This is a genomic window from Erythrobacter dokdonensis DSW-74 (genome assembly GCF_001677335.1).
In the GTDB taxonomy this organism is placed as follows: domain Bacteria; phylum Pseudomonadota; class Alphaproteobacteria; order Sphingomonadales; family Sphingomonadaceae; genus Erythrobacter; species Erythrobacter dokdonensis.
The window spans coordinates 67,876-93,889 of record NZ_LZYB01000009.1; the positions used below are offsets into that span (position 1 = coordinate 67,876).

25 protein-coding genes are annotated in these 26,014 nt (G+C 64.9%); 10 read left to right on the forward strand and 15 right to left on the reverse strand.

The features are described from left to right. Window positions 1-8: 8 nt before the first annotated feature. Both I603_RS13775 and I603_RS13780 read left to right on the forward strand, forming a co-directional pair. Window positions 9-479, forward strand: coding sequence for a DUF2269 family protein (locus I603_RS13775; protein ID WP_068865812.1), 471 nt, complete (start codon window positions 9-11; stop codon window positions 477-479). Next, window positions 476-1,633: a CaiB/BaiF CoA transferase family protein gene (locus tag I603_RS13780; protein WP_068865813.1), complete on the forward strand. Its 1,158-nt coding sequence runs from the start codon at window positions 476-478 to the stop codon at window positions 1,631-1,633. The genes I603_RS13775 and I603_RS13780 overlap by 4 nt, the downstream gene beginning before the upstream one ends. Here I603_RS13780 and I603_RS13785 read toward each other — a convergent pair. The 7 genes from I603_RS13785 to hisS all read right to left on the reverse strand — a co-directional run bounded on the left by I603_RS13785 (window position 1,630) and on the right by hisS (window position 10,075). Next, complete coding sequence (locus I603_RS13785; RefSeq protein ID WP_068865814.1) at window positions 1,630-2,823, reverse strand: DUF418 domain-containing protein; 1,194 nt, start codon at window positions 2,821-2,823, stop codon at window positions 1,630-1,632. The two genes, I603_RS13780 and I603_RS13785, sit on opposite strands and share 4 nt — an antisense overlap. A gap of 23 nt (window positions 2,824-2,846) precedes the next feature. After that, entirely contained in the window at window positions 2,847-4,079 is a 1,233-nt protein-coding gene (metK, locus tag I603_RS13790; RefSeq protein WP_068865815.1) for a methionine adenosyltransferase, read from the reverse strand. 97 nt (window positions 4,080-4,176) lie between these two features. After that, window positions 4,177-5,751: an apolipoprotein N-acyltransferase gene (gene lnt, locus I603_RS13795; protein ID WP_068865875.1), complete on the reverse strand. Its 1,575-nt coding sequence runs from the start codon at window positions 5,749-5,751 to the stop codon at window positions 4,177-4,179. A gap of 38 nt (window positions 5,752-5,789) precedes the next feature. Further along, a complete protein-coding gene (locus tag I603_RS13800) occupies window positions 5,790-6,485 on the reverse strand; it encodes a DUF4167 domain-containing protein (RefSeq protein ID WP_068865816.1) in 696 nt (231 codons plus the stop codon). Between the two features lie 277 nt (window positions 6,486-6,762). After that, window positions 6,763-7,650, reverse strand: a complete 888-nt coding sequence (locus I603_RS13805; RefSeq protein ID WP_068865817.1) for a N5-glutamine methyltransferase family protein — start codon at window positions 7,648-7,650, stop codon at window positions 6,763-6,765. After that, complete coding sequence (prfA, locus tag I603_RS13810; RefSeq protein ID WP_068865818.1) at window positions 7,650-8,717, reverse strand: peptide chain release factor 1; 1,068 nt, start codon at window positions 8,715-8,717, stop codon at window positions 7,650-7,652. Before prfA ends, I603_RS13805 begins: the two co-directional genes overlap by 1 nt. A 110-nt stretch (window positions 8,718-8,827) precedes the next feature. After that, window positions 8,828-10,075 (reverse strand): histidine--tRNA ligase, encoded by a 1,248-nt coding sequence (gene hisS / locus I603_RS13815; RefSeq protein WP_068865819.1) that lies wholly within the window; start codon window positions 10,073-10,075, stop codon window positions 8,828-8,830. Window positions 10,076-10,179: 104 nt separating this feature from the next. Here hisS and ppa point away from each other — a divergent pair, with 104 nt between their 5' ends. Then, complete coding sequence (ppa, locus tag I603_RS13820) at window positions 10,180-10,710, forward strand: inorganic diphosphatase (RefSeq protein WP_068865820.1); 531 nt, start codon at window positions 10,180-10,182, stop codon at window positions 10,708-10,710. A gap of 54 nt (window positions 10,711-10,764) precedes the next feature. Here the strand turns inward: ppa and I603_RS13825 are convergent, their stop codons facing one another. Then, complete coding sequence (locus tag I603_RS13825; RefSeq protein WP_068865821.1) at window positions 10,765-11,142, reverse strand: hypothetical protein; 378 nt, start codon at window positions 11,140-11,142, stop codon at window positions 10,765-10,767. A gap of 250 nt (window positions 11,143-11,392) precedes the next feature. Between I603_RS13825 and lptB the strand changes: the two genes are divergently transcribed. From lptB to ctrA, 3 genes are all read left to right on the forward strand, one after another. Next, on the forward strand, window positions 11,393-12,175 hold the full coding sequence (lptB, locus tag I603_RS13830) for an LPS export ABC transporter ATP-binding protein (protein ID WP_068865822.1): 783 nt from the start codon (window positions 11,393-11,395) through the stop codon (window positions 12,173-12,175). A gap of 11 nt (window positions 12,176-12,186) precedes the next feature. Continuing rightward, a complete protein-coding gene (rpoN, locus tag I603_RS13835; RefSeq protein WP_068865823.1) occupies window positions 12,187-13,680 on the forward strand; it encodes an RNA polymerase factor sigma-54 in 1,494 nt (497 codons plus the stop codon). A gap of 202 nt (window positions 13,681-13,882) precedes the next feature. Then, on the forward strand, window positions 13,883-14,578 hold the full coding sequence (ctrA, locus tag I603_RS13840) for a response regulator transcription factor CtrA (protein WP_068865824.1): 696 nt from the start codon (window positions 13,883-13,885) through the stop codon (window positions 14,576-14,578). A 127-nt stretch (window positions 14,579-14,705) separates the two neighbouring features. Here the strand turns inward: ctrA and I603_RS13845 are convergent, their stop codons facing one another. Continuing rightward, the gene (locus I603_RS13845; RefSeq protein ID WP_068865825.1) at window positions 14,706-15,923 is read right to left on the reverse strand and encodes a mechanosensitive ion channel family protein; all 1,218 of its coding nucleotides are present in this window, start codon (window positions 15,921-15,923) and stop codon (window positions 14,706-14,708) included. Window positions 15,924-16,020: 97 nt separating this feature from the next. Here I603_RS13845 and trmB point away from each other — a divergent pair, with 97 nt between their 5' ends. Beyond that, complete coding sequence (gene trmB / locus I603_RS13850; protein ID WP_068865876.1) at window positions 16,021-16,722, forward strand: tRNA (guanine(46)-N(7))-methyltransferase TrmB; 702 nt, start codon at window positions 16,021-16,023, stop codon at window positions 16,720-16,722. Further along, window positions 16,719-17,438, forward strand: coding sequence for a M50 family metallopeptidase (locus I603_RS13855; RefSeq protein WP_068865826.1), 720 nt, complete (start codon window positions 16,719-16,721; stop codon window positions 17,436-17,438). Before trmB ends, I603_RS13855 begins: the two co-directional genes overlap by 4 nt. On the opposite strand, the gene I603_RS13860 is transcribed toward I603_RS13855, so the two are convergent. Continuing rightward, window positions 17,435-17,827 (reverse strand): hypothetical protein, encoded by a 393-nt coding sequence (locus I603_RS13860; protein WP_084440133.1) that lies wholly within the window; start codon window positions 17,825-17,827, stop codon window positions 17,435-17,437. The two genes, I603_RS13855 and I603_RS13860, sit on opposite strands and share 4 nt — an antisense overlap. Next, the gene (locus tag I603_RS13865) at window positions 17,824-20,085 is read right to left on the reverse strand and encodes an NADP-dependent malic enzyme (RefSeq protein ID WP_068865827.1); all 2,262 of its coding nucleotides are present in this window, start codon (window positions 20,083-20,085) and stop codon (window positions 17,824-17,826) included. Before I603_RS13865 ends, I603_RS13860 begins: the two co-directional genes overlap by 4 nt. Before the next feature lie 150 nt (window positions 20,086-20,235). Here I603_RS13865 and mutS point away from each other — a divergent pair, with 150 nt between their 5' ends. Beyond that, entirely contained in the window at window positions 20,236-22,878 is a 2,643-nt protein-coding gene (mutS, locus tag I603_RS13870; protein WP_456151861.1) for a DNA mismatch repair protein MutS, read from the forward strand. A 42-nt stretch (window positions 22,879-22,920) separates the two neighbouring features. Next, window positions 22,921-23,358 (forward strand): hypothetical protein, encoded by a 438-nt coding sequence (locus I603_RS13875; RefSeq protein ID WP_068865828.1) that lies wholly within the window; start codon window positions 22,921-22,923, stop codon window positions 23,356-23,358. 17 nt (window positions 23,359-23,375) lie between these two features. Here the strand turns inward: I603_RS13875 and I603_RS13880 are convergent, their stop codons facing one another. The 4 genes from I603_RS13880 to gluQRS all read right to left on the reverse strand — a co-directional run bounded on the left by I603_RS13880 (window position 23,376) and on the right by gluQRS (window position 25,988). Further along, window positions 23,376-24,245, reverse strand: a complete 870-nt coding sequence (locus tag I603_RS13880; protein WP_068865829.1) for a 3-hydroxyacyl-CoA dehydrogenase NAD-binding domain-containing protein — start codon at window positions 24,243-24,245, stop codon at window positions 23,376-23,378. Between the two features lie 76 nt (window positions 24,246-24,321). Then, on the reverse strand, window positions 24,322-24,897 hold the full coding sequence (locus tag I603_RS13885; protein WP_068865830.1) for a cob(I)yrinic acid a,c-diamide adenosyltransferase: 576 nt from the start codon (window positions 24,895-24,897) through the stop codon (window positions 24,322-24,324). Window positions 24,898-24,902: 5 nt separating this feature from the next. Next, entirely contained in the window at window positions 24,903-25,133 is a 231-nt protein-coding gene (locus I603_RS13890; RefSeq protein ID WP_068865831.1) for an HIG1 domain-containing protein, read from the reverse strand. A gap of 24 nt (window positions 25,134-25,157) precedes the next feature. Continuing rightward, window positions 25,158-25,988 carry a tRNA glutamyl-Q(34) synthetase GluQRS gene (gluQRS, locus tag I603_RS13895; RefSeq protein WP_068865832.1) on the reverse strand — a complete coding sequence of 277 codons (831 nt, stop codon included), beginning with the start codon at window positions 25,986-25,988 and terminating at the stop codon, window positions 25,158-25,160. Window positions 25,989-26,014 lie beyond the last annotated feature (26 nt).

Below are 26,014 nucleotides of genomic sequence, written 5' to 3' on the forward strand. Positions count from 1 at the left end.
GCGCGCCGATGCTCACCTATTACGTCCTGCTGTTCGTCCATTACACCGGCGTGATCCTGCTGGTGGGCAACATCACGGTCACAGCGGTGTGGAAGGTGTTCGCCAATCGCACCGGGGACGCGCGGATTATCGCCTTCGGGCAGAGGCTGGTGACGGGAACGGATTTCGGCCTGACAATCCCGGGCATCGTCCTGACCATGGCGGGCGGGTACGGGGTGGCATTCCACATGGGCTATCCACTGTTTGAAGAGCGGTGGCTGATCGCGAGCCAGGCCCTGTTCGTGATCGCCGGGCTGATCTGGCTGGGCATTCTGGTGCCGATCCAGATCCGGCAGGCGAAGATCGCGCGCGGGTTCGAGAACGGCGGCGAGGTTTCGGATGAGTATCGCACGCTGTCGCGGCGCTGGATCACCTGGGGGCTGATCAGCACGGTGCCGATGGTGGCGGTGCTGTGGTTGATGGTGGTGAAGCCCGCGTGACCGGGTGGCTCGCCGCGCCGCGCAACGCCCATGCGCCGCTCGCCGGGCTGAAGGTCGTGGAACTGGCGCGGGTGCTGGCAGGGCCGTTCTGCGGGCAGATCCTGGCCGATCTCGGCGCGGACGTGATCAAGGTCGAGAGCCCCGAAGGCGACGGCACCCGCCTGTGGGGGCCGCCCTGGATCGAACGCACCGACGCAAGCGGAAAGGTCCACCGCGAGGCGGCCTATTACCACGCCTGCAACCGCGGCAAGCGTTCGGTCATCGCCGATTTCCGCGCAGCGGAGGATCTGGAGCGGGTCAAGGCGCTGTGCGACGGCGCCGACGTGGTGATCGAGAACTTCAAGACCGGCAGCCTGGCCAAATTCGGCCTCGATTACCCCAGCCTTGCCGCCAGCAACCCGGCGCTGGTCTATTGCTCGATCACCGGTTTCGGACAGACCGGTCCGCGCGCGCACGAGGCGGGCTATGACTTCGTGGTGCAGGGAATGAGCGGCTTCATGTCACTTACCGGGGAGCCTGAAGGCTACCCGGTCAAGATGGGCATCTCGATCAGCGACCTTGCCACCGGGGTGTGGGCGGCGAACGGCATTCAGGCCGCGCTTATCCAGCGCGCGCGCACCGGCAGGGGCCAGCAAGTCGACATGAGCCTGCTCGATTGCTCGGTGGCGCTGCTGTCCAATCAGGCGACCTACCACTTCACCACCGGCACCAATCCGCCGCGCATGGGCAATGCCCATGCCCAGGTCGCGCCCTATGGCGTGTTCCCGGTGAGCGATGGTCACGTGATCCTCGCGCCCGCCAATGACGGGCTGTTCCACAAGCTGATGGACGTGCTCGACCTTGCGCACCTTTCCACCGATCCACGCTTTCTTGCCAATGGCGACCGGACGGCCAACGCCAGGGCTCTCGATGCCGAGATCGCCGCGGCGACGGCGGGTTGGACGAAGCAGGCCTTGCTCGATGCCTGTCACGCGGCGGGCATTCCGGCGGGGCCTATCAACGGGCTGAACGAGGTCTTTGCCGACCCGCAAGTGGTGGCACGCGGGATGAGGGTGGAGCTTGGCGGGATGGCGGGTGTGCGCAGCCCCTTCACCTTCTCGGATGCCGAACTGGCGCTTGACCGGCCATCGCCGATACTTGGCGAGGACGGCTAGGACAGGGCCTTCGCCCCGGCGCGCCACAGCCGCTCGAACGGTCCCTGCCCCAACCTCGCTACCCAAGCCGGCGACCACACCAGCATAGCGACCACCGGCACAAGACCGAGCACAAGGGCCTGCCAGCGGGTGACTTCGCCGAACAGGCCTAAACCCCAGGACGCGAAGATCGCGGCGAGGATCACGCTGGTCATCAGGTAATTGGTGAGCGACAGGCGCCCGACTGCCGCAAGCCTGCGGGTGAGCGCGCTGTCCCTCGCCAGAAACGCCATGGCGAGCGCGGCATAGGCCATGCCCAGCAACGTGTCGAAAGGAGCGGAGATCACCAGCGCTACCGGCCCGACCAGCGCAGCCGGGAAGCCTTGCACCACCAGCCAGCCAGCCAGACCCAGCAGCACCGGCAGCGACGCCAGTGCGCAACCTGCCGCGAGCCGCTGGAGGTGGAAAGTACGCCATTCGCCCTTCAGCATTCCGCCCTTCCACAGTCCCATGCCCAGCGCCACTGCGGCAAGATTGAGCGGCAGGGAAGCGAACAGCGTTGCGAGCTGCGCCGGTATCCCGAGGCTCCGGCGCACGACCCTTTCGGCAAAGCCCTCGCGCCCCTGCTCGAGAAGCGCGGCAATCGCCGCCGGATCGCGACCGAACTGGCGCTCGGCCCAAAGCAGCGCGTCGCTCCCCGAATGTTTCACGTGAAAATCGACCAACACGCTGCCGAACGCGGTCAAACCGAGGGCGAGATGCACCATAAGCAACCCCAAACCCACCGTTACCAGTGCCCTGGCGGACAATCCGGCCAGCAGCGGCAAGGCCAGTCCCGCAAGCGCATAGGCGCGCAGGATGTCATTGCTTGCAAGCAGCGCTGCATGGACGAGACCGATCGCGAAGAGCACGATCATGCGGGCATAATGCGCGCGCCACGGACGTTCTCCGCCGCGCTCGATCAATATCAGGCACCCTGCACCGAACAGCATCGCAAACAGGGTGCGAAACTTGTCCTCGATGAAAATGAAGCTCGCCAGCCAGACCCGATAATCCGCCGCATCGACAGCGCCATACGACAGGGGATTGTAATAGGCCGGTCCCGGCAGGGCGAAGGCATGCACATTCATCCCCACGATGCCGATCACCGCAATCCCGCGCAGCGCATCGAGCGCGAGGATGCGGTCCGGGGAATGCGGGGGTGCCATCATCGCGGACACCCCTAACGCAAAATTCAGCCGAGCGCTGCCTTGAGATCAGCGACGAGATCGGTGCGCTCCCACGGGAAGAAGTCGCCTTCCGCCTTACGCCCGAAGTGGCCGTAGGCGGCGGTCTTCTGGTAAATCGGCTTGTTAAGGCCGAGATGGGTGCGGATGCCGCGCGGGGTCAGCCCGCCAAGCTTGGCGATGCCCTTGATCGCGGTCTCGATCGCATCGTCGCCGACTGTGCCGGTGCCATGGGTATCGACATAAAGCGACAGCGGCTCGGACACGCCGATAGCATAGGCGATCTGGATGGTGCAGCGCTTGGCAAGGCCCGCAGCGACGACGTTCTTGGCGAGGTAGCGGGTAATATAGGCAGCCGAACGGTCGACCTTGGTCGGGTCCTTGCCGCTGAACGCACCGCCACCGTGCGGGCTGGCCCCACCATAGGTGTCGACGATGATCTTGCGCCCCGTCAGGCCCGCGTCGCCGTCAGGGCCGCCGATCACGAAGCTGCCGGTGGGATTGATGTGCCACACGGTCTCGTCCGAGATGAAGCCTTGCGGCAGGATCTCGCCTACGACCTTCTTCACATAGGCCTTGAGCTCGGCTTCCTTCTCGCCCTCGTCATAACCCTCGGCGTGCTGGGTGCTGACAACCACCGCGGTGCAGGCCACCGGCTTGCCATCACGGTAACGCAGCGTCACCTGGCTCTTGGCGTCGGGTTCGAGGAAGGGAGCGACGCCCGAATGGCGGTCGGCAGCGAGGCGTTCGAGGATCTTGTGGCTGTAATCGAGCGTCGCCGGCATCAGGTCGGGGGTCTCGTCACATGCAAAGCCGAACATGATGCCCTGATCGCCCGCGCCTTCATCCTTGTTGGCCCCGGCGTCCACCCCTTGCGCAATATGCGCCGACTGGCCGTGGAGGTGGTTTTCGAAGGTCAGGGTCTTCCAGTGAAAGCCGTCTTGCTCGTAGCCGATCTGCTTGATCGTGCGACGAACCGCGCTTTCGATCTCGTCGCGGGCGCCCGGTGCCCAATAGCCGTTGAACTTCCAGTCTTCGTTATTGTCGTCATACATCGGCTTGCAACGGATTTCGCCCGACAGCATCACCCGCTGGGTGGTGGTCATGGTTTCACAGGCGACCCGCGCTTCGGGGTCCTTGGCAAGCATCAGATCGACGATCGCATCGGAAATCTGGTCGGAGACCTTGTCAGGGTGCCCTTCGGAAACGCTTTCGGAAGTGAACAGATATTCGTTGCGCATGGGTCCCCCGGGGGCTGTGTTGAGCGGTCTTGCGCCGGACGGGCCACCTTATGCAGATATAAGGAAACCTTTATGTCCGACCTTCTGCCGGATCGCCCTAGCCTCGCGCGCGGGTCAGCGCAAGCGCTCTTGGCAGGGCAAGGCCCAGCGCCATGAACAGCGCCGCCCAGCCCAGCGTCAGCGCGTGGCCGAAGCGCCCGAACAGCGTCGGCGGCTTGGCGGCGGGCACGATCCCGTCGAGCGCGTCGGCCTTGCCCCGCCCGATATGCTGGCGAACGATCCCCTGCGAATCGATCACCGCGCTGATCCCGGTGGTGGTGGAGCGCAGCACCGGCAGCCCTTCCTCGATCGCCCGCATCCGTGCCTGCGCGAGATGCTGCGGCGGGCCCCAGGCACCGAACCAGCCGTCGTTCGAGGGATTGAAGATATAATCCGGGCGGTTGGCAGGATCGACCACCGCGCCCGAGAACACGATCTCGTAGCAGATCTGGATGCCCGCCTTGCCATGTTCGCCAAGGTCGAGCGTGCGCGGCCCCGGACCGGGGACGTAGTCAATGCTCCCCGCCACCAGCCGCGACAGGCCGAGCGGTTCGAGAATGGAGCGCATCGGCAGGTATTCGCCATAGGGCACCAGATGCGCCTTGGCGTAACTGGCCTTGATCGCGCCCTCGCCATCCAGCGCCATCACCGAATTGCGCGCACTGACCGCGCCTTGCGTGCCATCGGGACGGGCGGCGATGTCGAGATTGACCACTCCGGTCAGCAGGGTCGATTGCGGGCCGATGATTCCGCCGATACGCTTGCGGGCAAACTCCGGATCGCCTCCGGCGGTCATCTGGCGATAGTAAAGCGCCGGATAGCCGTCCTCCAGATAGTCGGGGATCGCGCTTTCGGGCCACAAGACGACGCGCGAGTCGCCGCGCCCCGTGTTGGTCAGCGCAGCGATGCGGGCGAATTGCGCCTCGAACTTGCTGGCATCGTTGATTTCGGATTGCGGGATATTGGGCTGGACGAGGGTGTAGCGGATGGGGCTGTCGGGGGTGAGGTCGGACGGTGGCAGCATGAACAGGGCGAGCGCCGCCGCAAAGCCAAGCCATCGCAGCAGATGATCGCGGCGGATCGCGCCATCGGCAATGGCAACCCCCAGCAACACCGCCAGACCGGACAGGGCATAAGTGCCCATCCATGGCAGGAACCTCGCAAGGCCCGGCGCGTCCCAGCCGCCCAGCAGCATCAGCCCCAGCGGCGGCCACGGGTAACCGGTGAAGACCCAGCCGCGCAGCCACTCGGTGACAATCCACGCCCCCGCCAGCACCAGCCCGAAAGCCCATAGCGGGCGCTTCTTCGCCAGCAGGTGCGCCACCAGCGCAGCAAAGGCGGGATACCATGCGAGGTAGATGCACAGCAGCGGCACCGCGACCCAGCCCAGCACCTCGGGCATCTTGGCCTGATGGGTAAAGGCGGTCGCGATCCAGTTATTAGCGAGCGTGAGATGCGCCCAGCCGAACAGCCACGCGCGTCCCAGCGCCTGCTTCCAATTATCGGCAGAGTGGATCAGCCACACGAACCCCGCCAGCGCCGCGAGGCCGAGCGGCCACAGGTGCAGCGGGGGAAAGGCGCAGGCAGCAACCAGTCCGAGAATAATGGCGGCGAGCGCCGGGCCGCGCTGCATCAGCGCCGGTATCGCCGCCAGCCGCTGAATCACGGCAGTCAGCCGACCGCTTCGAGGGTGCCGTCGCTGTCGCCGGAAGTATCACCGGCATCATCACCGCGAATCGAAGGCGGAAGAATCGATGAATCGATCGCCCCGCGGTCATCATCTGCCGCTTTCCGCGGCTTGCGGCGGCGCGCTTCGGCCTTTTCGGGGCGCTTGTCGCCGCGCTCGCCCTGCGCATCCTCGCGCGGCTTGCGCGGCTGACGACGACGCGGCTCGGGGCGCTGTTCGGTTTCCGCTTCGGCAGATGGAGCGGTTTCATCGGTGTTGAGGAAAGGCTCGCCTTCCTGCCCGTATTCGCCTTCGTCGTTGGCGCGCTGTTCGCTGTCACGGTCATCGCGGCGCTGGCGCTGGACGCGCTCGCTGCGGCGACCGCGATCGAAATCGCCGTCTTCGTCGCCAATATCGTCACTCTGGTCGCGATCATCGCCGCGGCGAGGCCCGCGCGCCTCTTCCTGACGCGCCTTGTTGTCAGCGATTACGCGGAAATAGTGGTCGGCAAACTGGAGGTAATACTCCATCTGCACCCGGTCGCCGTTATGTTGAGCGTCTTGCGCCAGCTTCTTGTATTTCTCGAGCAGTTGGGGCGCATTGCCGCGCGCCCGGCTGTCGATCCGGTTAAGCTGGTTGCCGTTGCCGCTCTGAGAGCGATTCCCGCGCCCGCGGCGACGGTTGTTGCGGTTGTTATTCAAGGAAGGTGTTCCTTAATCAGCGGCCCGGAGCAAACCCTGTCTGCACCTGTTGCCAACAGACCCCTTGTCCATGCACCCCACCGTTTTGGCTTTGCCTTTCAGGCCGTGCCAACGCGTGACGCGCGCTCCGCGCTACATGGCCGGGGGCAAGTCCTTACGGCCGGTTCGAGCGAGTTCTGGAGCTTGGCCCAGCGATTTGCGCCCTTCGCAGATCGTCTGTCCTGAAGATGCAGGTAGCGATGCCGGAGCGCTTTGCCAAGCCCTACCGCGCTTTTCCTCACCGAAGGACGAGCGCGCGAGGCCTTTCGGCCAGATCACGGCGCAGGTTGACGGCGAAGCCGGCCGCTTCGGCCAGCGCGGTGACGGGTTCCGCCTGATTCGTGCCGATTTCCAGAATTGCGACGGCGCCGGAGTTCATCAGGGCCCGCAGTTGGGGGATGAGAGCGCGGTAATCGTCGAGGCCGTCGGGTCCGGCGAACAATGCGGTGGCCGGCTCGAAGTCACGCACTTGGCGGTCAAGCGCGACGCCGTCTTCGACATAGGGCGGGTTGCACAGGATGAGGTCGAAGGTGCCGATCTGAGCGCGCCAGCCGTGCTTGAACCAGTCCCGCTCGACGAACCGTGCCATGCCCCGTTCAGGGCGTAACGGCGGCGGGTCAGCGTCCGGCGTTCCGATGATTCCAACCGGAATATTCGCATGCGCCTGCGCATTGCGGATCGCCACCAACAGTGCCTCGAATGATGCATCAAGACCAACACCATCAGCGGCGTTCCATACAGACATCGCGGCGAGCAACAGCGCACCCGATCCAGTGCCGAGATCGAGGATGCGCTGCGGCGGCGGACGGTCGGCGAAGGCTTCGCGCGCCGCCTCGATCAGCGCTTCGCTGTCGCTGCGCGGGATCAGGGTGGCGGGGGTGACCTTTAGGGTGAGGCCGTAGAATTCAGCCTCGCCGGTGATGTAGGCGACCGGCTCGTGGCCCATGCGCCGTTCGACCAGTGCGGCAAAGCTGTCTGGTGCACGCTCGCGCATCGCGCGCAGCAGCATGTCGGAACGGGAAACGCCCATCGCATGGGCCATCAGCAGTTCGGCATCCAATCGCGCGGTGTCGCTGGTGGCGACAAGTCGCGTGGCAGCGGCGCGAATCGCTTCGCCGACGGTCATCACTCGGCCAACGCCGCCAGCCGCTTGCCCTCGTCCTCGGCGATCAGCGCGTCGATCAGTTCGGCAAGACCCGGCCCGGCGAGCACTTCTTCAAGTTTGTGCAGCGTCAGCCCGATGCGGTGATCGGTCACGCGCCCCTGTGGGAAATTATAGGTGCGGATGCGTTCGGACCGGTCGCCAGAGCCGACCATCGCCTTCCTCGCCTCGGCCTCGGCGCCCTGGCTGGCCTCGCGCTGAGCATCGTAGAGCCGCGTGCGCAGCACCTGCATCGCCTTCTCGCGGTTCTTGTGCTGGCTGCGCGCGTCCTGGCAGGTGACGACGGTGCCGGTGGGCAGGTGGGTGATCCGCACCGCCGAATCGGTGGTGTTGACGTGCTGGCCGCCTGCTCCGCTCGCGCGGTACACGTCGATCTTGAGGTCCTTGTCCTCGATTTGAACGTCAACCTCGTCGGGTTCCGGCAGCACCGCCACGGTTGCCGCCGAGGTGTGGATACGCCCGCCGCTTTCGGTCACCGGCACGCGCTGGACGCGGTGGACGCCGCTTTCGAACTTCAGCTTGGCGAACACGCCGGTGCCGGTGACGTTGGCGATCACTTCCTTGTAGCCGCCGATGTCCGAGGCGTTGATGCTGACCGGCTCGACGCGCCAGCCCTGCTCGGCGGCGTATTTTTCATACATCCGATAGAGATCAGCGGCGAACAGCGCGGCCTCGTCGCCCCCGGTGCCAGCGCGGATTTCGAGCATGGCGGGCTTGGAGTCGGCGGAATCGCGCGGCAGCAGCGCGATGGCGAGACGGCGTTCGAGATCGGGGAGGGTGGCCTTGATTTCGCTCAGCTCCTCCTCGGCCATCGCCTTCATTTCCGGATCGGCGAGCATGTCTTGCAACCCCGCCATTTCCTCGCGCGCGGCCTTCACTTCGGCGGCGACCTTCGCCACCGGTTCGAGCTCGGCATAATCCCGCGAGGCGCGCACAAAGGCCTCGCCCTCGAGCGTGCCCGAGGCCATGCGCGCTTCCAGCTCCGCAAAGCGTTGCGCGATCTGGTCAAGGCGTTCGGGGGGGATTTGCATTTTCTTGGAGTTCACTCGTCTTCCCGGGCTTGACCCAGGATCCCGCTATTTAATGCCCCGCCACGAGAAGAAAAGCGGGGCCCCGGGTCAAGCCCGGGGAGACGTTTGTGTTAGGTGTTCGCCAAAACGAAGCTTTCGACTTTCGTATGGCGTTCACCGCCGTCTCCCATGACCCGAACGGGTGTGCCATCGGCCACGGCAAAGGACACGAGCGCGTGGCTGGCGAGCTTCTTCGCCTTATCGAAACGCTTTCGAGGCGAGCCGCTTGCAATCAGTTCAGTGGCGAAACCCGATGCACGCAGCCTTCCGACAAGCGCAATGGCATCGGCAAGCCGGTCGTCGTTCTCGACCACCACCACGGCGTCGGCCTTCGCCTCCTCCCGCGCCCCCACCAGCATCGCCAGCCGCTCGATCCCCGCGGCCCAGCCCACCGCAGGCGTCGGCGCGCCGCCGAGGCTTTCCATGAGCCCGTCATAGCGTCCGCCGCCCAGCACCGTGCTCTGGCTTCCCAAAGCCGCCGCCGAGGCACTCCCGTCGTCCGGGATGAATTCGAAGGCTGTGTGGCGGTAGTAGTCGAGGCCGCGAACGAGGCTTTCCGCCCGCACCCACTTCACCCCCGCCGCATCCAGCCCGCTGGTCACGGCGGCGAAGAAAGCCGAAGCCTCCTCCGAAAGAAACGCATCGATCTTCGGTGCATCCGCCAGAAACGGCTTGTCCCGCGCATCCTTCGAATCCAGAATCCGCAGCGGGTTCTTCTCCAGCCGCTCCTGCGATTCCTCGGACAACTCGCCCTTCACTGCGCGGAAGTATTCGACCAAAGCCGCCCGCCACGCCTCGCGGCTCGCGCCGTCGCCCAAAGTGTTGAGGTGCAGGGTGACATCGTGGATGCCAAGCTCGCGCAAGAGCTGGTCTGCCATCGCCAGCAGCTCGACATCCGCCTGCGGCTCGGCAGCGCCAATCACTTCGGCGTCGATCTGGTGGAACTGGCGATAGCGGCCCTTTTGCGGGCGCTCGTAACGGAACAGCGGGCCGTGGGTCGCGACCTTCAAGGGCGCATATTGCTGCCAGCCGTTGGTCAGGAACGCGCGCGCGATCCCGGCGGTGAACTCCGGGCGCAGGGTCAGCGATTCCCCGCCGCGGTCCTCGAAGGAATACATTTCCTTCGACACCACATCGGTCGTCTCGCCGAGGCTGCGCGCGAACACCTCGGTCTTTTCGAACACCGGCATTTCCACCCGGCGGAAACGGTACAGCCGCCGCACACGCTCGAAGGTTTCGACCACGAAGGCGAAAGCCTCGGCCTCTGCGCCGAAAATATCCTGGGTGCCGCGGATGGCCTGGGGGGTCTTCTTGCTCATGGGCGCGCGGATTAGGCCGAAGGAGCCCCTTTCGCAATCCTGCGGCACCGATTAAGGGCCAGCGCGTTACCTCTCCGATCACAGGCCACAAGAAGAGAACATCCATGCGCATCGACAAGATCCCGACCGGCAAGAATCCGCCGCATGATCTCAACGTCATTATCGAAGTCCCGACCGGCGGCGAGCCGGTGAAGTATGAATTCGACAAGGAAAGCGGCGCGCTGTTCGTCGACCGCATCCTCCACACGCCGATGCGTTACCCGGCCAATTACGGCTTCGTGCCGCACACGCTGTCGCCCGATGGCGACCCGCTGGATGCCCTGGTGATCTCGCGCTCGCCCTTCATCCCGGGCTGCGTGGTGCGCGCCCGCCCGATCGGTGTGCTCAACCTGGAAGACGAGCATGGCGGCGACGAAAAGCTGGTCTGCGTGCCTGTCGACACGACCTTCCCCTACTATTCCGATGTCGGCGAAACCAAGGACCTGCCGAGCATCATTTTCCAGCAGATCGAACACTTCTTCACCCACTACAAGGATCTTGAGAGCGAGAAGTGGGTGCGGATCGGGAGTTGGGGTGACGCGGCCGAAGCGCGGAAGATCGTGACCGAGGCAATCGAGCGGTATCAGGCCGGATAAAACGCGGACTGCACGCAGGGGAAGGGCGCCGGCCTGTGCGGGCCGCGCCCTTTCTCAGAAGGCGGCGAGCGCAGCCTTGAAAATCAGCGCGAGGCCGAAAGGCAGACCCACCGCCAGTAGCCACAAGGCAGCAATGTCGCGGCGGAACTCGCCGAGGAAAGCTTCGTCCGCCGCCTGAACATCGTTCAGCACAGCCCAACGTCGCTCGTACCAGCGCAGTGCGGGAATAATGCCGGCGACCAGCACGACCAGAGCCAGAAATGGCAGTGCGATGGATGACCCTTCGGACAAGGCCTTGGCCGTGACGAAGATCTGCAGGCCCGTGTAGACCAGCAGGCTGTAGGCGACATGATCGCTCATGGCCCGGCGCCAGTCACGCTTGCGCACGCCTGCCGCTACGCTGGCTTCCTGCTGTCGGCTTGCTTTCCCCATTGCGCCGCTCCCCAACGGTACGTGTCTGGGGCCGAGTATCGCAAAGCGCGCCCCAAGTTGCAATATTGCAAGGGAGCCCCGCTTCGTGTTGCGCAGTACGCAACGATGGCCCTGCAAATAGCGGGAATCGCCCAAGGTTTGTCTGGGCTGGTCCCCCGTGTTGCCGCAAGGGCCAAGACTAAGCAAAAATCCTGCCAAACGGCCCGCAGGTCTTTTCTGGCGCTTCAGGGCTGCTAAAGACCCCGCTGTAATGAACGAGTCCACACCCATCGCGCCAGTCGCAGACACTGCCGCTGACACTCAGCCACTCGGCAGCGGGCTGGAGGTCATCTCGATCGCCAAGAGCTATGACAAGCGCGCGGTGCTGACAGATATCTCGCTGCATGTGGCCAAGGGCGAGGTGCTGGGTCTGCTCGGTCCCAACGGGGCGGGCAAGACCACCTGCTTCTATTCGATCATGGGGCTGGTGAAGCCGGATTCGGGCCGTATCCTGATGGACGGCGAGGATGTGACGAAGCTGCCGATGTATCGCCGCGCGATCCTCGGCCTTGGCTACCTCCCCCAGGAAACCAGCATCTTCCGCGGGATGACGGTCGAACAGAACATCAATTGCGTCCTCGAGCTGGTCGAGCCCGATGCTACCACGCGTGCAGCCGAGCTGGAGCGCCTGCTTGATGAATTCGGCCTCACCCGCCTGCGCGAGTCGCCTGCCATGGCGCTGTCGGGCGGAGAGCGGCGCCGCTGCGAGATTGCCCGCGCGCTGGCGGCCAAGCCTTCGATCATGTTGCTGGACGAGCCCTTCGCCGGGATCGACCCGCTCTCGATCAGCGACATCCGCGATCTGGTGAAGGATCTGAAACAGCGTGGCATCGGGGTTCTGATCACCGATCACAATGTGCGCGAAACGCTCGATATCGTTGATCGCGCCTGCATCATCTACGGCGGGCAGGTGCTGTTCGCAGGTTCCCCGCAGGAACTGGTTGCGGACGAGAACGTGCGGCGGCTCTATCTTGGCGAGAGCTTCACGCTCTAGGGCGGTCAGGCATGGCATTAGGCCCCCGCCTCGACTTACGGCAGACGCAATCGCTGGTGATGACGCCGCAATTGCAGCAGGCGATCAAGCTGCTGGCGGCCTCCAATCTCGAGATCGAGACCTTTATCGCCGAGGCGCTCGAAGCCAATCCGCTGCTCGACACTGGCACGCCCGATGCAGGCGAGCCGGAACAGGGTGAACCGGCCCCGGCCCCGGGCGAGGATGCACCCGCCGACGAACTGATGCTGCTGGGTGGAGGCGAGGGCGATTCTCCGCTGGACCTGGCTGCGGTAGACCTCGACTGGGACACGGGCGACGGCGAGGCCCCGTCAGCGCGCGATGCCGAATGGGGCGCGGCAGGCAGCGCGGGCGGCGACTTCGACGAGCTGCCCGACTGGGAGCAGCTGCGCGCCGCCGAGATGACGCTTACAGAGCATCTCGAAGGCCAGATCGGCGCGCTGACCAGCGACCCGCGCCTTGTCTTCATCGCCCGCCACATCATCGGGCTGCTGGATGATGCAGGCTATCTCCTCACACCGCTGGCAGAAGTGGCGGAGGATCTGGGTGTCGCACCGGATGAGGCCGAGGCGGCGCTCGCGCTGGTGCAATCGCTAGACCCCTCAGGCGTCGGCGCGCGCAATCTGGCCGAATGCATCGCCATCCAGGCGCGCGAGGCGGACCGTTACGATCCGTGCATGAAGGCGCTGATCGACAACCTCGAACTGGTGGCGCGCGGCGAGGTAGAGCGATTGAAACGGCTATGCCGGGTAGACGACGAGGACTTCGCCGACATGCTGCGCGAATTGCGCAGCTACAATCCCAAGCCGGGGCTCGCCTTTGCGTCCTCGGCCACCACAGCTGTCACCCCGGATATTCTCGTCATCGCCAACGGGCGCGGCGGATGGGACATCGCCTTGAACGAGGAAACGCTGCCTCGCCTGATCGTGAACCGCGGCTACTTCATGGAACTGGACGCCGGAGCCTCGGACAAGGCGTCGCGGGGCTGGCTCAAGGAAAAGCTTGCCGATGCCCACTGGTTGATCCGCGCGCTCGACCAGCGCCAGAAGACAATTCTCAAGACCGCTGCCGAGATCGTGAAGCAGCAGGAAGGCTTCTTCCGCCGCGGCGTTTCCGAACTGCGCCCGCTGACCTTGCGCGAAGTGGCCGAGCAGATCGAGATGCACGAAAGCACCGTCAGCCGCGTCACCAGCAACAAGTACCTTTGGTGCGAGCGCGGGACTTTCGAACTGAAGTACTTCTTCACCAGCGGGGTGGCTTCGGCTGACGGGGAAGGCGCATCCTCGGAAGCGATCAAGGCCCGGATCAAGGCGCTGATCGATGCCGAGACGGTGAAGACGATCCTATCCGACCAGCAGCTGGCCGATATGCTGAAAGCCGAAGGCTACGACCTCGCGCGGCGCACGGTGGCCAAGTACCGCGAGGCGATCGGCCTCGGCTCCAGCGCCGAACGGAGGCGCGCGAAGAAGCTGGCGACTTTGCGTTAGGAGTTTCCCCGGACTGACGGGGAGGCCGTAAAGGCATATCTCCCGGGGGATTTTCCACCCGCCTCAGTGTGACTCGAAAGACTCACTTCAAAAAGTTAACGGCCTAAACTTCTTATTAACCTTTTTTGGTGAGAAGTGCCGTGGTTAACAGTCGGCAACCTCTCCTAAGCGGGGGTTACCAGGGGCAAGTTAGGGGACTGCAATGCGCGTTCTGCTGATCGAAGACGAACCGACCACCGCCAAGGCGATCGAGCTGATGCTCACGACCGAAGGCTTCAATGTCTATTCGACCGACCTCGGCGAAGAGGGTTTGGATCTTGGCAAGCTGTATGATTACGACATCATCCTGCTCGACCTGAACCTGCCCGACATGCATGGCTATGACGTGCTCAAGAAGCTGCGCGTCGCCAAGGTGCAGACGCCGGTGCTGATCCTGTCCGGCATTGCCGAGATGGATTCCAAGGTGCGCAGCTTCGGCTTCGGCGCCGACGATTATGTGACCAAGCCGTTCCACCGCGAGGAACTGGTCGCCCGCATCCACGCCGTGGTGCGCCGTTCGAAGGGCCACTCCCAGTCGGTCATCCGCACCGGCAAGCTGGCGGTGAACCTCGACGCCAAGACGGTGGAAGTCGACGGGGCCCGCGTGCACCTGACCGGCAAGGAATATGCGATGCTGGAACTGCTCAGCTTGCGCAAGGGCACCACGCTGACCAAGGAAATGTTCCTCAACCATCTCTATGGCGGGATGGACGAGCCGGAACTCAAGATCATCGACGTGTTCATCTGCAAGCTGCGCAAGAAGCTTTCGCTGGCTTGCGGCGGCGAGAACTACATCGAGACCGTGTGGGGCCGCGGCTACGTGCTGCGTGACCCGAACGAAGAAGCTGAGGCTGCGTAATTCGTTGCGAGGGCGCCTGCGCGCCCTCGTCTTCGCTGCGTTTCGATCCTTTCAGGATCGAGCAGCTGCGGGTGGCCGAACGGCCTTGCGGCTCTTTCAGGCCGGTACAGTCCTCAATACATCCCGGCTAGATCCGGGCGGCCGTCGTCAGGCCGCCGAAATCCACGCCCGAAGGCTCCTGGAATAGCCGCAGGTGAAATTCGGGCAGGATCGCCAGCAGGTGATCGAAGATATCGGCCTGGATTGCCTCATATTCCAGCCAGGCGGTGGTGTCGGTAAAGCAATAGAGCTCCAGCGGCAGCCCCTGCGCGCCCGGCGGCAATTGCCTCACCAGCAAAGTGAAACCATCGCTGATACGCGGATGCTGCTGGAGATAGGCCAGCACATAGGCGCGCAAAGTACCGATATTGGTCAGCCGCCGCGCATTCACCGGGTTTTCTTCGCCCGCAAGCTCGCGCGCGTTCCACGCGGCAATCTCGGCCTGCTTTTCCGCCAGATAGGGGCGCAGCAGCCGAAAGCGCTGGAGTGCCGTGACCTCGTCTTCCGACAGGAAGCGGATGGAATTCTGGTCGAGCGGCAGAGCGCGCTTGATCCGCCGCCCGCCGCTTTCGCTCATGCCGCGCCAGTTGCGGAAGGAATCAGACACCAGCCGGTGGGTCGGGATGGTGGTGATTGTCTTGTCGAAGTTCTGGACCTTCACCGTATGCAGCGAGATGTCGATCACATCGCCATCGGCGTTCATTCCCGGCATCTCGATCCAGTCGCCCACCCGCAGCATGTCGTTGGTGGACAGCTGCACGCTGGCGACAAGGCTGAGGATGGTGTCCTTGAACACCAGTAGCAACACTGCGGTGATTGCGCCGAGACCGGACAGCAGCAGCAGCGGGGACTGGTCGATCAGGATCGAGATGACAATCAGCGCAGCACCGCACAGCACAAGGATCTTGAGCACCTGCAGGTAACCCTTGATCGGCCGGTTCTTCGATTGCGGCAGGCGTTCGTAAAGCTCGTTGAGATAGGCCAGTCCCCTGACCATCGACAGTGCGACCGACAGCACGATCAGCGTCTCGGCGAGATTGCTGACAACCTCGCGCACCGCAGGCGCGAGATAGGGCACGAGTTCGATACCGTTCGACACGATCAGCAGCGGAACAACCGTCGCGAGCCAGCCGACGGCCTTGTCGATTGTCTTCGTCTGGCGGTCGAGCCAGGGAGAGGCGGCGCGCAGAATTACGTGTTTGAGAAAGTAGTTGGCAGTGAGCGCGGCAACCGTAAGTACGGCGAGCCCGATCAGCGATTGCAGCCATGCAGGCTGGCCTTCGAGAAAAAGTGCGACCTGATCCATGCCAGAGGCGATAGCGGCAATTGCAGGACGACTTCAAGGCAAGCAGGGCAAAGGCGGGCTGGACAAGCAGGCCCTGCCCGGCCTAGCGGCTGCGGCCATGACGGCATTCAAGGAAGGCGATCCGATCACATTGAACCGGCTCTATGGCCGCAGCCAGGGCAAACCCCTGCGCGCGCGCCAGCAGGGTCTGGTCGACAATCTCCTGCCGCAGATCGCCGTGCCCGCCGATGGCCCGGTGACCAGCGCCGCCCTGTTCGGCGATGAGCGCCCGCTGCATTTCGAGATCGGCTTTGGCGGGGGCGAGCATCTCGCCTACCGCGCCGATCTGCTGCCCGATCACGGCTTCATCGGCGCGGAACCCTTCCTCAACGGCGTGGCGCAGGCGCTGACCCATATCGAGGACCAGCGGCTCGGCAATATCCGGCTGCATCACGGCGATGCGATCGAGGTGCTGCAACGCGTGCCGGATGGGGCGCTGACGATGCTCTACCTGCTCCACCCCGATCCCTGGCCCAAGGCCCGCCACGCCAAGCGGCGGATGATGAACGATGGCCCGGTGGAGCTGTTTGCGCAGAAGCTGAAGCCCGGCGGCGAGCTGCGCTTCGGCACCGATCACGCGGTCTATCTGCGCCACGCCCTGATGGTGATGCAGCGCCACACCGACCTGTTCGAATGGGTGGTGGAGAAGCCGTCAGACTGGCAGCTGCGCCCGTCCGGCTGGCCCGAGACGCGCTATGAACACAAGGCGCGCACGGTGTACGGGCACGAGGTGTGGTATTTCCGGTTCAGGCGGCGGTGAGCTCGCTCGGCGACCGGATCGTCTATGCGCTCTGGTATCTGGCCAGCGCGGCGCTGTGGGTCACGGCGTCGAAGTATGAGGCTTTTGGCGACAACTGGCTGATCGCCTTTGCAGCGATTGCGGCGCTGCAATTCGTGATCATCGTCATCCATGAACTCGGCCATGCGCTGGCGGCGTGGCGCAGCGGCGCGCGAGTGGACGCGATTTGCGCGGTGCCCTTCGTGTGGGACACATCGCGCCGAGCGGTTCGGTTCGAGCCGGAACTGCCGGCGCACGATATCGGCGGGTATGTCAGCTATACCTTCGAAGCGGGCGGATCGACCCGCAAGGACATGGCGATTGCCGCCGCCGGGCCGCTTTCCAACTTCGCCTCGGCAGCGGTGGTGGCGGGGCTGGCGGCGCTGCTGTCGGCAAGCGTGCTGCCCTCAGGCGAACGAGCGGATCCCGATCCGCTGCAGATCTCGGCAGTCGACACCGACGCCCCGCCACGCGCAACCAGACCGGCAATCCGCCTGCCCTCGGAGGCCGAAATCGAAGCCATGCTGGAGACAGACCGCGCCCGCCGCCGCCGCGAGGCACTGGCCGATTGGGGCGAGGCGCTGAGCGAATTGTTCATCGCCTTGTCGGTGATCCTCGGTCTGCTCAACCTCGTGCCCCACCGTGGAAGCGACGGGGCCGCGATCCTTGCTGGCTGGCGCGTCTTGCGCGGGCGTTAGGTTCCGCGCCGCACCCGCCACCACGGCATCAGCGCAAACACGACCTGTCCCGCCAGTCCGAGGAGCGCGTGCGGTTCCTTTAGCCCCGTCAGCCATTGCGCAGGGCTCTGTGAAGATAGGAACGTCGCCAGTACCGCTTCTGCAGCGAGCAGCAGCATGAAGGCGAGTGCGCCCATGGCCAGCGCCTCGCCAGGCTGCGCGATCCCGAGCCGCTGCATCAACCAACCCGCCGCCCACCAGCTTGCCGCCAGCATCACCGGCAGTTCCAGCGCGGTCGCGGGGAGGAGGCCGACCAACGGCACCAGCCACAGCACCCGCACAGTGCCCAGCATGAACCCCAGCGCGAACACCATCGCCCAATAGGCGAGGCCCGCGCGCAGGAAGATCACCCCACAACCCCCGCGCTCGTCAGCACGGCCAGCGTCAGCACATCCGGGGCCAGTGCAGTCATCGGCACGATCTGCACCGGCTTTTCCATCCCGATCAGCATCGGGCCGACGGTCGCGTTGCTGCCCAGTTCGCGGAGCAGCTTGGCCGAGAGGTTGGCCGATTGCAGCCCCGGCATGATCAGCACATTGGCCGGGCCGGACAGGCGGCTGAAGGGATAGAGCGCCATCACCTTGGGGTTGAGCGCGGCATCGGGGGCCATTTCGCCTTCATACTCGAAGCCCGGATCTTCCTTGTCGAGGATCGCCACCGCCTCGCGGATGCTGGCAAGCCACTGGCCCGAAGGGTTGCCGAAGGTCGAATAGCTGAGGAACGCCACCCGCGGTTCATGGCCCATGCGACGGGCGACGGCGGCGGTCTCGCGCGCAATATGGGCAAGTTCCGCAGCGCTCGGGCGTTCGTTTATGGTGGTGTCGGCAAGAAAGGTAGTGTGGTGCTTGCCGATCATCATGTGGATGCCGAAAGGCAGCGCGCCCGGCTTCTTGTCGAGCACCAGATTCACCTCGCGCACGGTCTGGGCGAAGGTGCGGGTCATGCCGGTGATCATGCCCTCGCCGTGCCCGAGCGCGACCAGCAGCGCGGCAAAGACGTTGCGCTCCTGGTTCACCAGCCGGCGCACATCGCGCATGGTATAGCCGCGCCGCTGGAGCCGCTTGTAGAGATAATCGACCATCGCGGGCACATGCTCGCTGTCAGCCGAGTTCTGGATCTCGAAGCTGCCCGGATCGCTGACCGAAAGCTGGTGCAGCTTGTCGAGCACCGCCTTGGTGCGGCCCACCAGAACGGGCGTGCCATAGCCGAAATCGCGGAACTGGATCGCGGCGCGCAGCACCACTTCCTCTTCCGCCTCGGCGAACACCATGCGCTTGGGATTGGCCTTGGCGATTTCATAGACCCCGGTCAGCACCGACGTGGTTGGGTTGAGGCGCGAGCGCAGGGCGACGCGATAGGCCTCGAAATCCTCGATCCGCGTGCGGGCGACGCCCGAATCCATCGCCGCCTTGGCGACCGCCGATGACACGACCTCGATCAGACGCGGGTCAAACGGGGCAGGGATGATGTAATCGGTGCCGAACTTGTGATTCTTGCCATAGGCGCTTGCCACTTCTTCCGGCACCTGCTGGCGCGCGAGTTCCGCAATCGCTTCGGCAGCGGCGACCTTCATTTCCTCGTTGATCGTGGTCGCCTGCACGTCGAGCGCCCCGCGGAAGATGAAGGGGAAGCCCAGCACGTTGTTCACCTGATTGGGGAAATCGCTACGTCCGGTGGCGACGATGGCATCGGGACGGACGGCCTTGGCCTCGTCCGGCATGATTTCCGGCACGGGGTTGGCCATGGCGAAGATGATCGGCTTGTCGGCCATCTTCTTGACCCAATCGGGCTTCAACGCACCCGCCGCCGACAGGCCGAGGAAGATGTCAGCCCCTACCAGCGCCTCTTCGAGGCTCTTCGCCGAAGTGGCGACCGCGTGGGCGCTCTTCCACTGGTCGACACCCTCGCGGCCCGGGGTAATCGGCCCGGAACGATCGCACATGATCACGTTCTCGTGTGCCACACCCATCGCCTTGATCAGTGCGGTGCAGGCAATCGCCGCCGCGCCCGCGCCGTTGACCACCACCTTCACATCCTTGATGTCGCGCCCGGTAAGGTGGCAGGCATTGAGCAGGCCCGCCGCGGTGATGATCGCGGTGCCGTGCTGGTCGTCGTGCATGATCGGAATTTTCATGCGTTCGCGCAGCGCGGCCTCGATGATGAAGCATTCGGGCGCCTTGATGTCTTCGAGATTGATCCCGCCGAAAGTCGGTTCCATCAGCGCGACCGCCTCGATGAACGCCTGCGGATCTTCTGTGGCGAGTTCGATGTCGATCGAATCCACATCGGCGAAGCGCTTGAACAGAACCGCCTTGCCTTCCATCACCGGCTTGGAAGCCAGCGCACCCAGATTGCCGAGGCCGAGGATCGCGGTCCCGTTGGAGATCACCGCCACGAGGTTCGCCTTGGCCGTATAACGCGCGGCGAGCGAGGGATCGGCGGCGATCGCTTCGACCGGCACAGCGACGCCAGGCGAATAGGCGAGACTGAGGTCGCGCTGCGAGGTCATCGGCTTGGTGGCGACGATCTCCAGCTTACCCGGACGGATCGTCTCATGATAGAACAGCGCCTCACGCGCGGTGAACCCGCCCTTGTTCTCTTCGGCCATTTTGCCTGAACCCCTTGCCTTTGTCCGGTCGTCCGCCGCTGGTCTTAGCCTTGCCGAACGGCGAGGGATAGGCCGGAAATGGCACCGCTTCGGGGGAAAGCCGCAAGTGCTGTCATTCCGAATCGCCGCACATCGGTCTAGTCCGGCAGCATGGCCGCCTCCGCCGCATCCAAGCCCACGCCGATGATGGCGCAATACCTCGCCCTGCGCGAGGAAGCGGGCGACGCGCTGCTGTTCTATCGCATGGGCGATTTTTTCGAGCTGTTCTTCGAAGACGCCAAGCAGGCGGCGGCAATTCTCGATATCGCGCTGACCACGCGCGGGGAACACAATGGCGCACCAATCCCGATGTGCGGGGTGCCGGTGCATTCGGCAGAAAGCTACCTCGCGCGGCTCATCAAGGCGGGCTGCCGGGTGGCGATCGCCGAGCAGGTCGAGACGCCCGATGAGGCCAAGGCGCGCGCGAAACGCGAAGGCACGCCTTCATCCAAGGTGCTGGTTGGCCGTGCTATCGTGCGCCTGGTGACGGCGGGCACGCTGACCGAGGAAGCCCTGCTAGAGCCGCGCAGCGCCAATCTGCTGGTGGCTCTGGCGGAGCTGCGCGAAGCGGTGGGGCTTGCCGCTGTGGATGTGTCCACGGGCGCGATGGTGCTGGAAGAATGCGAGGCCGCACAGCTTGGCGCGGCGCTGGCGCGACTGTCCCCGAGCGAGGTAGTGGTGCCTGAAGATTGGGCGCATGGCCCAGAGGACGCGATTTTCCGTCCGCGGAGCACCTTCGGCAGTGATGCAGGGGCTGAACGGCTCAAGGCTCTCCACAAGGTAGCAACGCTGGATGCCTTCGGCGCCTTCACCCGCGCCATGCTGGCAGCGGCGGGCGGACTTATCTCCTATCTCGACCACGTCGGACGCGGGAGCCTGCCGTTGCTGCTGCCGCCGGTGCTGCGCGAGACCCATAGCACGATGGCGATGGACACGGCGACGCGGGCGAGCCTCGAGATACTGGAAAGCACGTCCGGCGGACGGGCAGGAAGCCTGATCGGGGCGGTGGATCGTTGCGTGACCGGGGCTGGTTCGCGGCTGTTGGCGGAGGATTTGTCGGCGCCGCTGCTCAATGCCATTGCCATCGAGGCGCGCCTTGCCCTGGTGCAGTTCTGGCGCGACCGCCCGATCGAGCGGACGCAGCTTCGCGATTCCCTGCGCGCCATTCCCGATCTGGGCCGTGCGCTCGGACGGGTAGTGGCGGGACGCGGAAGCCCGCGTGATCTCGGCCAGCTGCGCGACGGACTCTGCGAGGCGATGCGGCTGCACCATTGGCTCGGCAACGCGCCGGACCGGCCCGTGCTTCTCGATGAGGCGATTATCCGGCTGACCGGCCACGGCGCACTGACCGATCTGCTGTCGCGGGCGCTGGTGCCCTCCCCCCCGACCGAGCGCAGCAGCGGCGGATTCATCGCCGATGGTTACGACCCCGCACTCGATGAGTTGCGCGCCACATCCGGGGATGCCCGACGGGCGATTGCGGCGATGGAAGCGCGCTACCGCGAGGAGACGGGGATCGCGACACTCAAGATCCGTCACAACGGCGTGCTCGGCTATTTCATCGAAGTCTCGGCACGCCACGCAGACCGGCTGATGGCACCGGAGAGCGGCTTCACGCATCGCCAGACGATGAAGGACGCGGTGCGCTTCAACTCGCTGAGGCTCCACGAGGAAGCCGCCCGCATCGCTGAAGCCGCGGGTCATGCAATCGCCGCCGAGGAAGCCCATTTCGAGACGCTGGTCGGCGAAGTCGTCGCCGCGCGCGAGGCCATTGCCGCCACCGCCGCAGCGCTCGCCAGGCTGGACGTCGGCGCGGGCAATGCCGAACGCGCTGCGGAGGGTGACTGGTGCCGGCCGGATATCTCCGAAGACGGTGGCCTTTCCATCACAGCCGGGCGGCATCCGGTGGTCGAAGCCGCACTCGCCAAGGCGGGAGAGCGGTTTGTAGCGAACGATTGCCTGCTGGCAGAAGACAACCGGCTATGGCTGGTCGGCGGGCCCAACATGGGCGGCAAATCGACCTTCCTCAGACAGAACGCGCTGATCGTTCTGCTGGCGCAGGCAGGCTGCTTCGTACCGGCAAGTGCCGCGCGCGTTGGCCCTGTCGATCGCCTCTTCAGCCGGGTAGGGGCGGCGGACAATCTGGCTCGGGGCCGCTCTACCTTCATGGTCGAGATGGTCGAAACCGCCGCCATCCTCGCACAGGCAACGGATCGTAGCTTCGTGATCCTCGACGAGGTCGGACGCGGCACCTCCACCTATGACGGGCTGGCTCTGGCCTGGGCGGTGGCCGAGGCGGTACATTCGCAGATCCGCTGCCGGTGCCTCTTCGCGACCCACTATCACGAGCTCGCCCGTCTGGCCGAGACCTGCGACGCGCTTTCGCTCCACCATGTCCGCGCCCGCGAATGGCAAGGCGATCTGGTGCTGCTGCACGAGATGGCCGAAGGGCCGGCGGATCGCTCCTACGGGCTGGCAGTGGCGCGGCTTGCCGGGGTTCCGGCCCAGGTGGTCGAACGCGCAAGGGCAGTGCTCGAAAAGCTCGAGGCGACGCGCGAGGCGACCGGTGGCATAGCTGCCGGTCTCGGTGATCTCCCGCTGTTTGCCGCCCTGCATACCGAGCCCGCGCCCGCCTCGCCCGAACAGCGGCTTGCCGAAGCCCTGCGCGCCGCAGACCTCGATGCTCTCGCCCCGCGCGAGGCGCTGGATCTGCTCTATGAATGGAAACGCGCCTTGCCGTCCGCCAAAGGCTGACATCTACCAAAGCTTAACCGAAACCGGGCTACTAGTGCGCGCATGTCGACCAACCCGTTTGCCAACAGCAAGGCTGCGCTCGTATTCGCCGCGACGACCATCATCGGCGCATTGGTGATCGCCAGCACGCTCGATGGTGAGGAAGCGCTCGACGACAGGCTTGCCCGCGTCACCGAGGAGCGCGAGGTGGTTACCGAGGATGCACGCGACCTCTCCGAACAGCCCAGCGAGGTGATCGAACCGCTCGATCCGGCCAGCGGCTGGGGGGGTACGGGCGCGGATGTGTTCGGCGAATATGCTGCCGAAGAAGCGACCGAGGCGGAAGAGGAGGAAGCGCCTCAACCCTGGCAAGCAAGCGGTCAGCAAGGCCGGTCGGCTGCGAGCAAGGCAAAGATCGGCGGACCGGTAAAAGCGGACTCCCCCGGTATGCTGGTTCCGCGCGACGACGGGTCAGACCAGCAGACGATCGAGCCGTATTAGGCCTTGCCCCCGAAAGATCAGCGGGTCGGAACCGGCGCCTCGCCGGTATAGTCGTAGAAACCGCGTCCGGTCTTGCGGCCGAGCCAGCCAGCCTCGACATACTTCACGAGCAAGGGCGCAGGGCGATACTTGCTGTCGCGGGTGGTCTTGTAGAGCACCTTGATGATGTCGAGGCAGGTGTCGAGCCCGACGAAATCCGCCAGCTGCAGCGGTCCCATCGGGTGGTTCAGGCCGAGGCGGCAACCCTTGTCGATATCCTCGATCCCGGCGGTCGACTGGCCGAGCACGAACACGGCCTCGTTGATCATCGGTAGCAGGATACGGTTGACGACGAAGCCAGGTTCGTCCTGGCTCAGCACGACTTCCTTGCCCAGCCCCCTGGCGAAGGCGGTCACGCGGTCAGTGGTATCATGAGAGGTCGCAAGGCCGGGGATCACCTCGATCAGGCCCATGACCGGCACCGGATTGAAGAAATGCAGCCCGATAAAGCGCGCCGGATCGGGCGAGTGGTTGGCCATGCGGGTGATCGGGATCGAAGAGGTGTTGGATGCCATGATCGCATCGGCTGCCAGCACCTTGCCAGCATTGTCGAAGATCGCGTTCTTGATCTCCTCGCGCTCGGTTGCGGCTTCGACGATCAGATCGGCCTCGGCGAAGGGCGAATAATCGGCGACAGGTGTGATACGTGCTAGCAGCGCCTCGGCTTCGGCCGCCTCGATCTTGCCGCGGCCCATCAGCTTGACCAGCGCCTTCTCGATATTGGCCTTGCCCGCTTCGGCGCGGGCGAGATCGACGTCGGTCAGCATGACGTTCATGCCATGGGCGGCGACGGTCTGGGCGATACCGGTTCCCATCTGACCGGCGCCGATGACGGCGATGTTGCGCATGGGCTCATTCCTTCGCAAGTGCAGCAAGAGCGCCGCCCTAGCGGGGAACATGGCCGCTGGCTAGCAGACTAATTGCCTAGCGATTGGCGCCCGGCACCCACTTTACATCGGACCGCCCATCGTCATTCACCACCCGCGCGAGCACGAACAACAAGTCAGACAGGCGGTTGATATAGGCGAGCGCGGACGGATTGACCGGAACGTCTGCAGCCAGAGCAACCATCGCCCGCTCCGCCGCACGGGTGGTCGCACGGGCGACATGGATGCGGGCCGCCGCCTCGCTCCCGCCAGGCAGGACGAAGCTGGTCAGGGGTTTAAGCCGTTCATTGAGCGCATCGATCTGCGCCTCGATCCATTCAGGCTGACCCGAAACAATCCGCAACACCATCTCGGACGGGGTGAAATCATCGTTCGCGGCCGGGGTGGCAAGGTCCGCACCAAGATCGAACAGATCGTTCTGCACCCGCGTGAGCAGCGCCCGCTGGCCTTCGTCCGACAGCGCACAGATCGCAAGGCCGATGGCGCTGTTGGCCTCGTCGACCAGCCCCATAGCGGCGATCCGCGCGGAATGCTTCGGACAGCGCGAACCGTCGACAAGGCCCGTGGTCCCGTCATCCCCGGTGCGGGTGTAGATCCGATTCAGCTTGACCATGGGCCTCAGCGCGAAACGGCAAGGAGAATCGCCACTACGACGATCGCCAGCGCCTGATACTTGATGCGGGCGAACATCGCCTTGTTCTGGGCAAGCTGCATGTCGCTTGCCGTTTCAGCCTCTCCGCTTTCGAGGTCGATACGTGTGGTCTTGAGAAAGGCGACGATCCCGCGGATCAGCGAAAAGGCGACCAGCCCCATCAGGACGAGCAGCACAGGTACGAGAACATAGTACATGACACCACAATGGACGCTTGGCGCTCAGGTTCCAAGCCGCAAATGCTGCAAGCGCAGTTGTTCGGCGAGCATCTGCCCGTCTTCGCCCGCCCGTCGGCGCTCTACCAAAGCAGGCGAGCCACGGCGCTTGGCGAGCTTCTGCCCGTTCTCGTCGGTCAGCAGCGCATGATGATGCCAGCGCGGCACGGGCAGGCCCAGCAGCGCCTGCAGCGTGCGGTGGACATGGCTCGCTGCGAACAGATCGGCGCCGCGCGTCACCAGCGTCACGCCGTCAGCCGCATCATCAAGCGTGGCGGCGAGGTGATAGCTCGCTGGCAGATCCTTGCGCAACAGCACCACATCCCCAAGGCCGGAAAGGTCAACGGCCTGCGGCCCGGCCAGCGCATCTTCCCACACCAGCGGACCGGTTTCAGCGAGAGCCTTCGCGGCATCAAGCCGCCATGCAGCCGGGAACGACGGATCGGGCGGGGCGCGCTTGCAGGTGCCGGGGTAGATCAGGCCATCGCTGCCCGCGATCGCGCCCGCTGCCTCGATTGCCTTGCGGGTGCAGGTGCAAGGATAAATCAGCCCGCGCGCCTTGAGTGCCTCGGCGGCAGCGGCGTAGCTGGCGAGGCGGGTCGACTGCGCGGGCACTTCGCCCCATTCCAGCCCCAGCCACGCCAGATCACGGCGAAATTCGTCGGCCAGTTCGGGGCGTGAACGGGGGCCGTCGATGTCCTCGATTCGCAGCAGGAACCGTCCTCCGCCGGCCCTTGCCAGGTCATGGGCGACGATCGCCGACAGCGCGTGGCCGAGGTGGAGCGGCCCGTTCGGGCTGGGTGCGAAGCGGGTGACGATGGGGGCGCGTGTCGCCATGCCACGCCCATGCCACAGGACATATC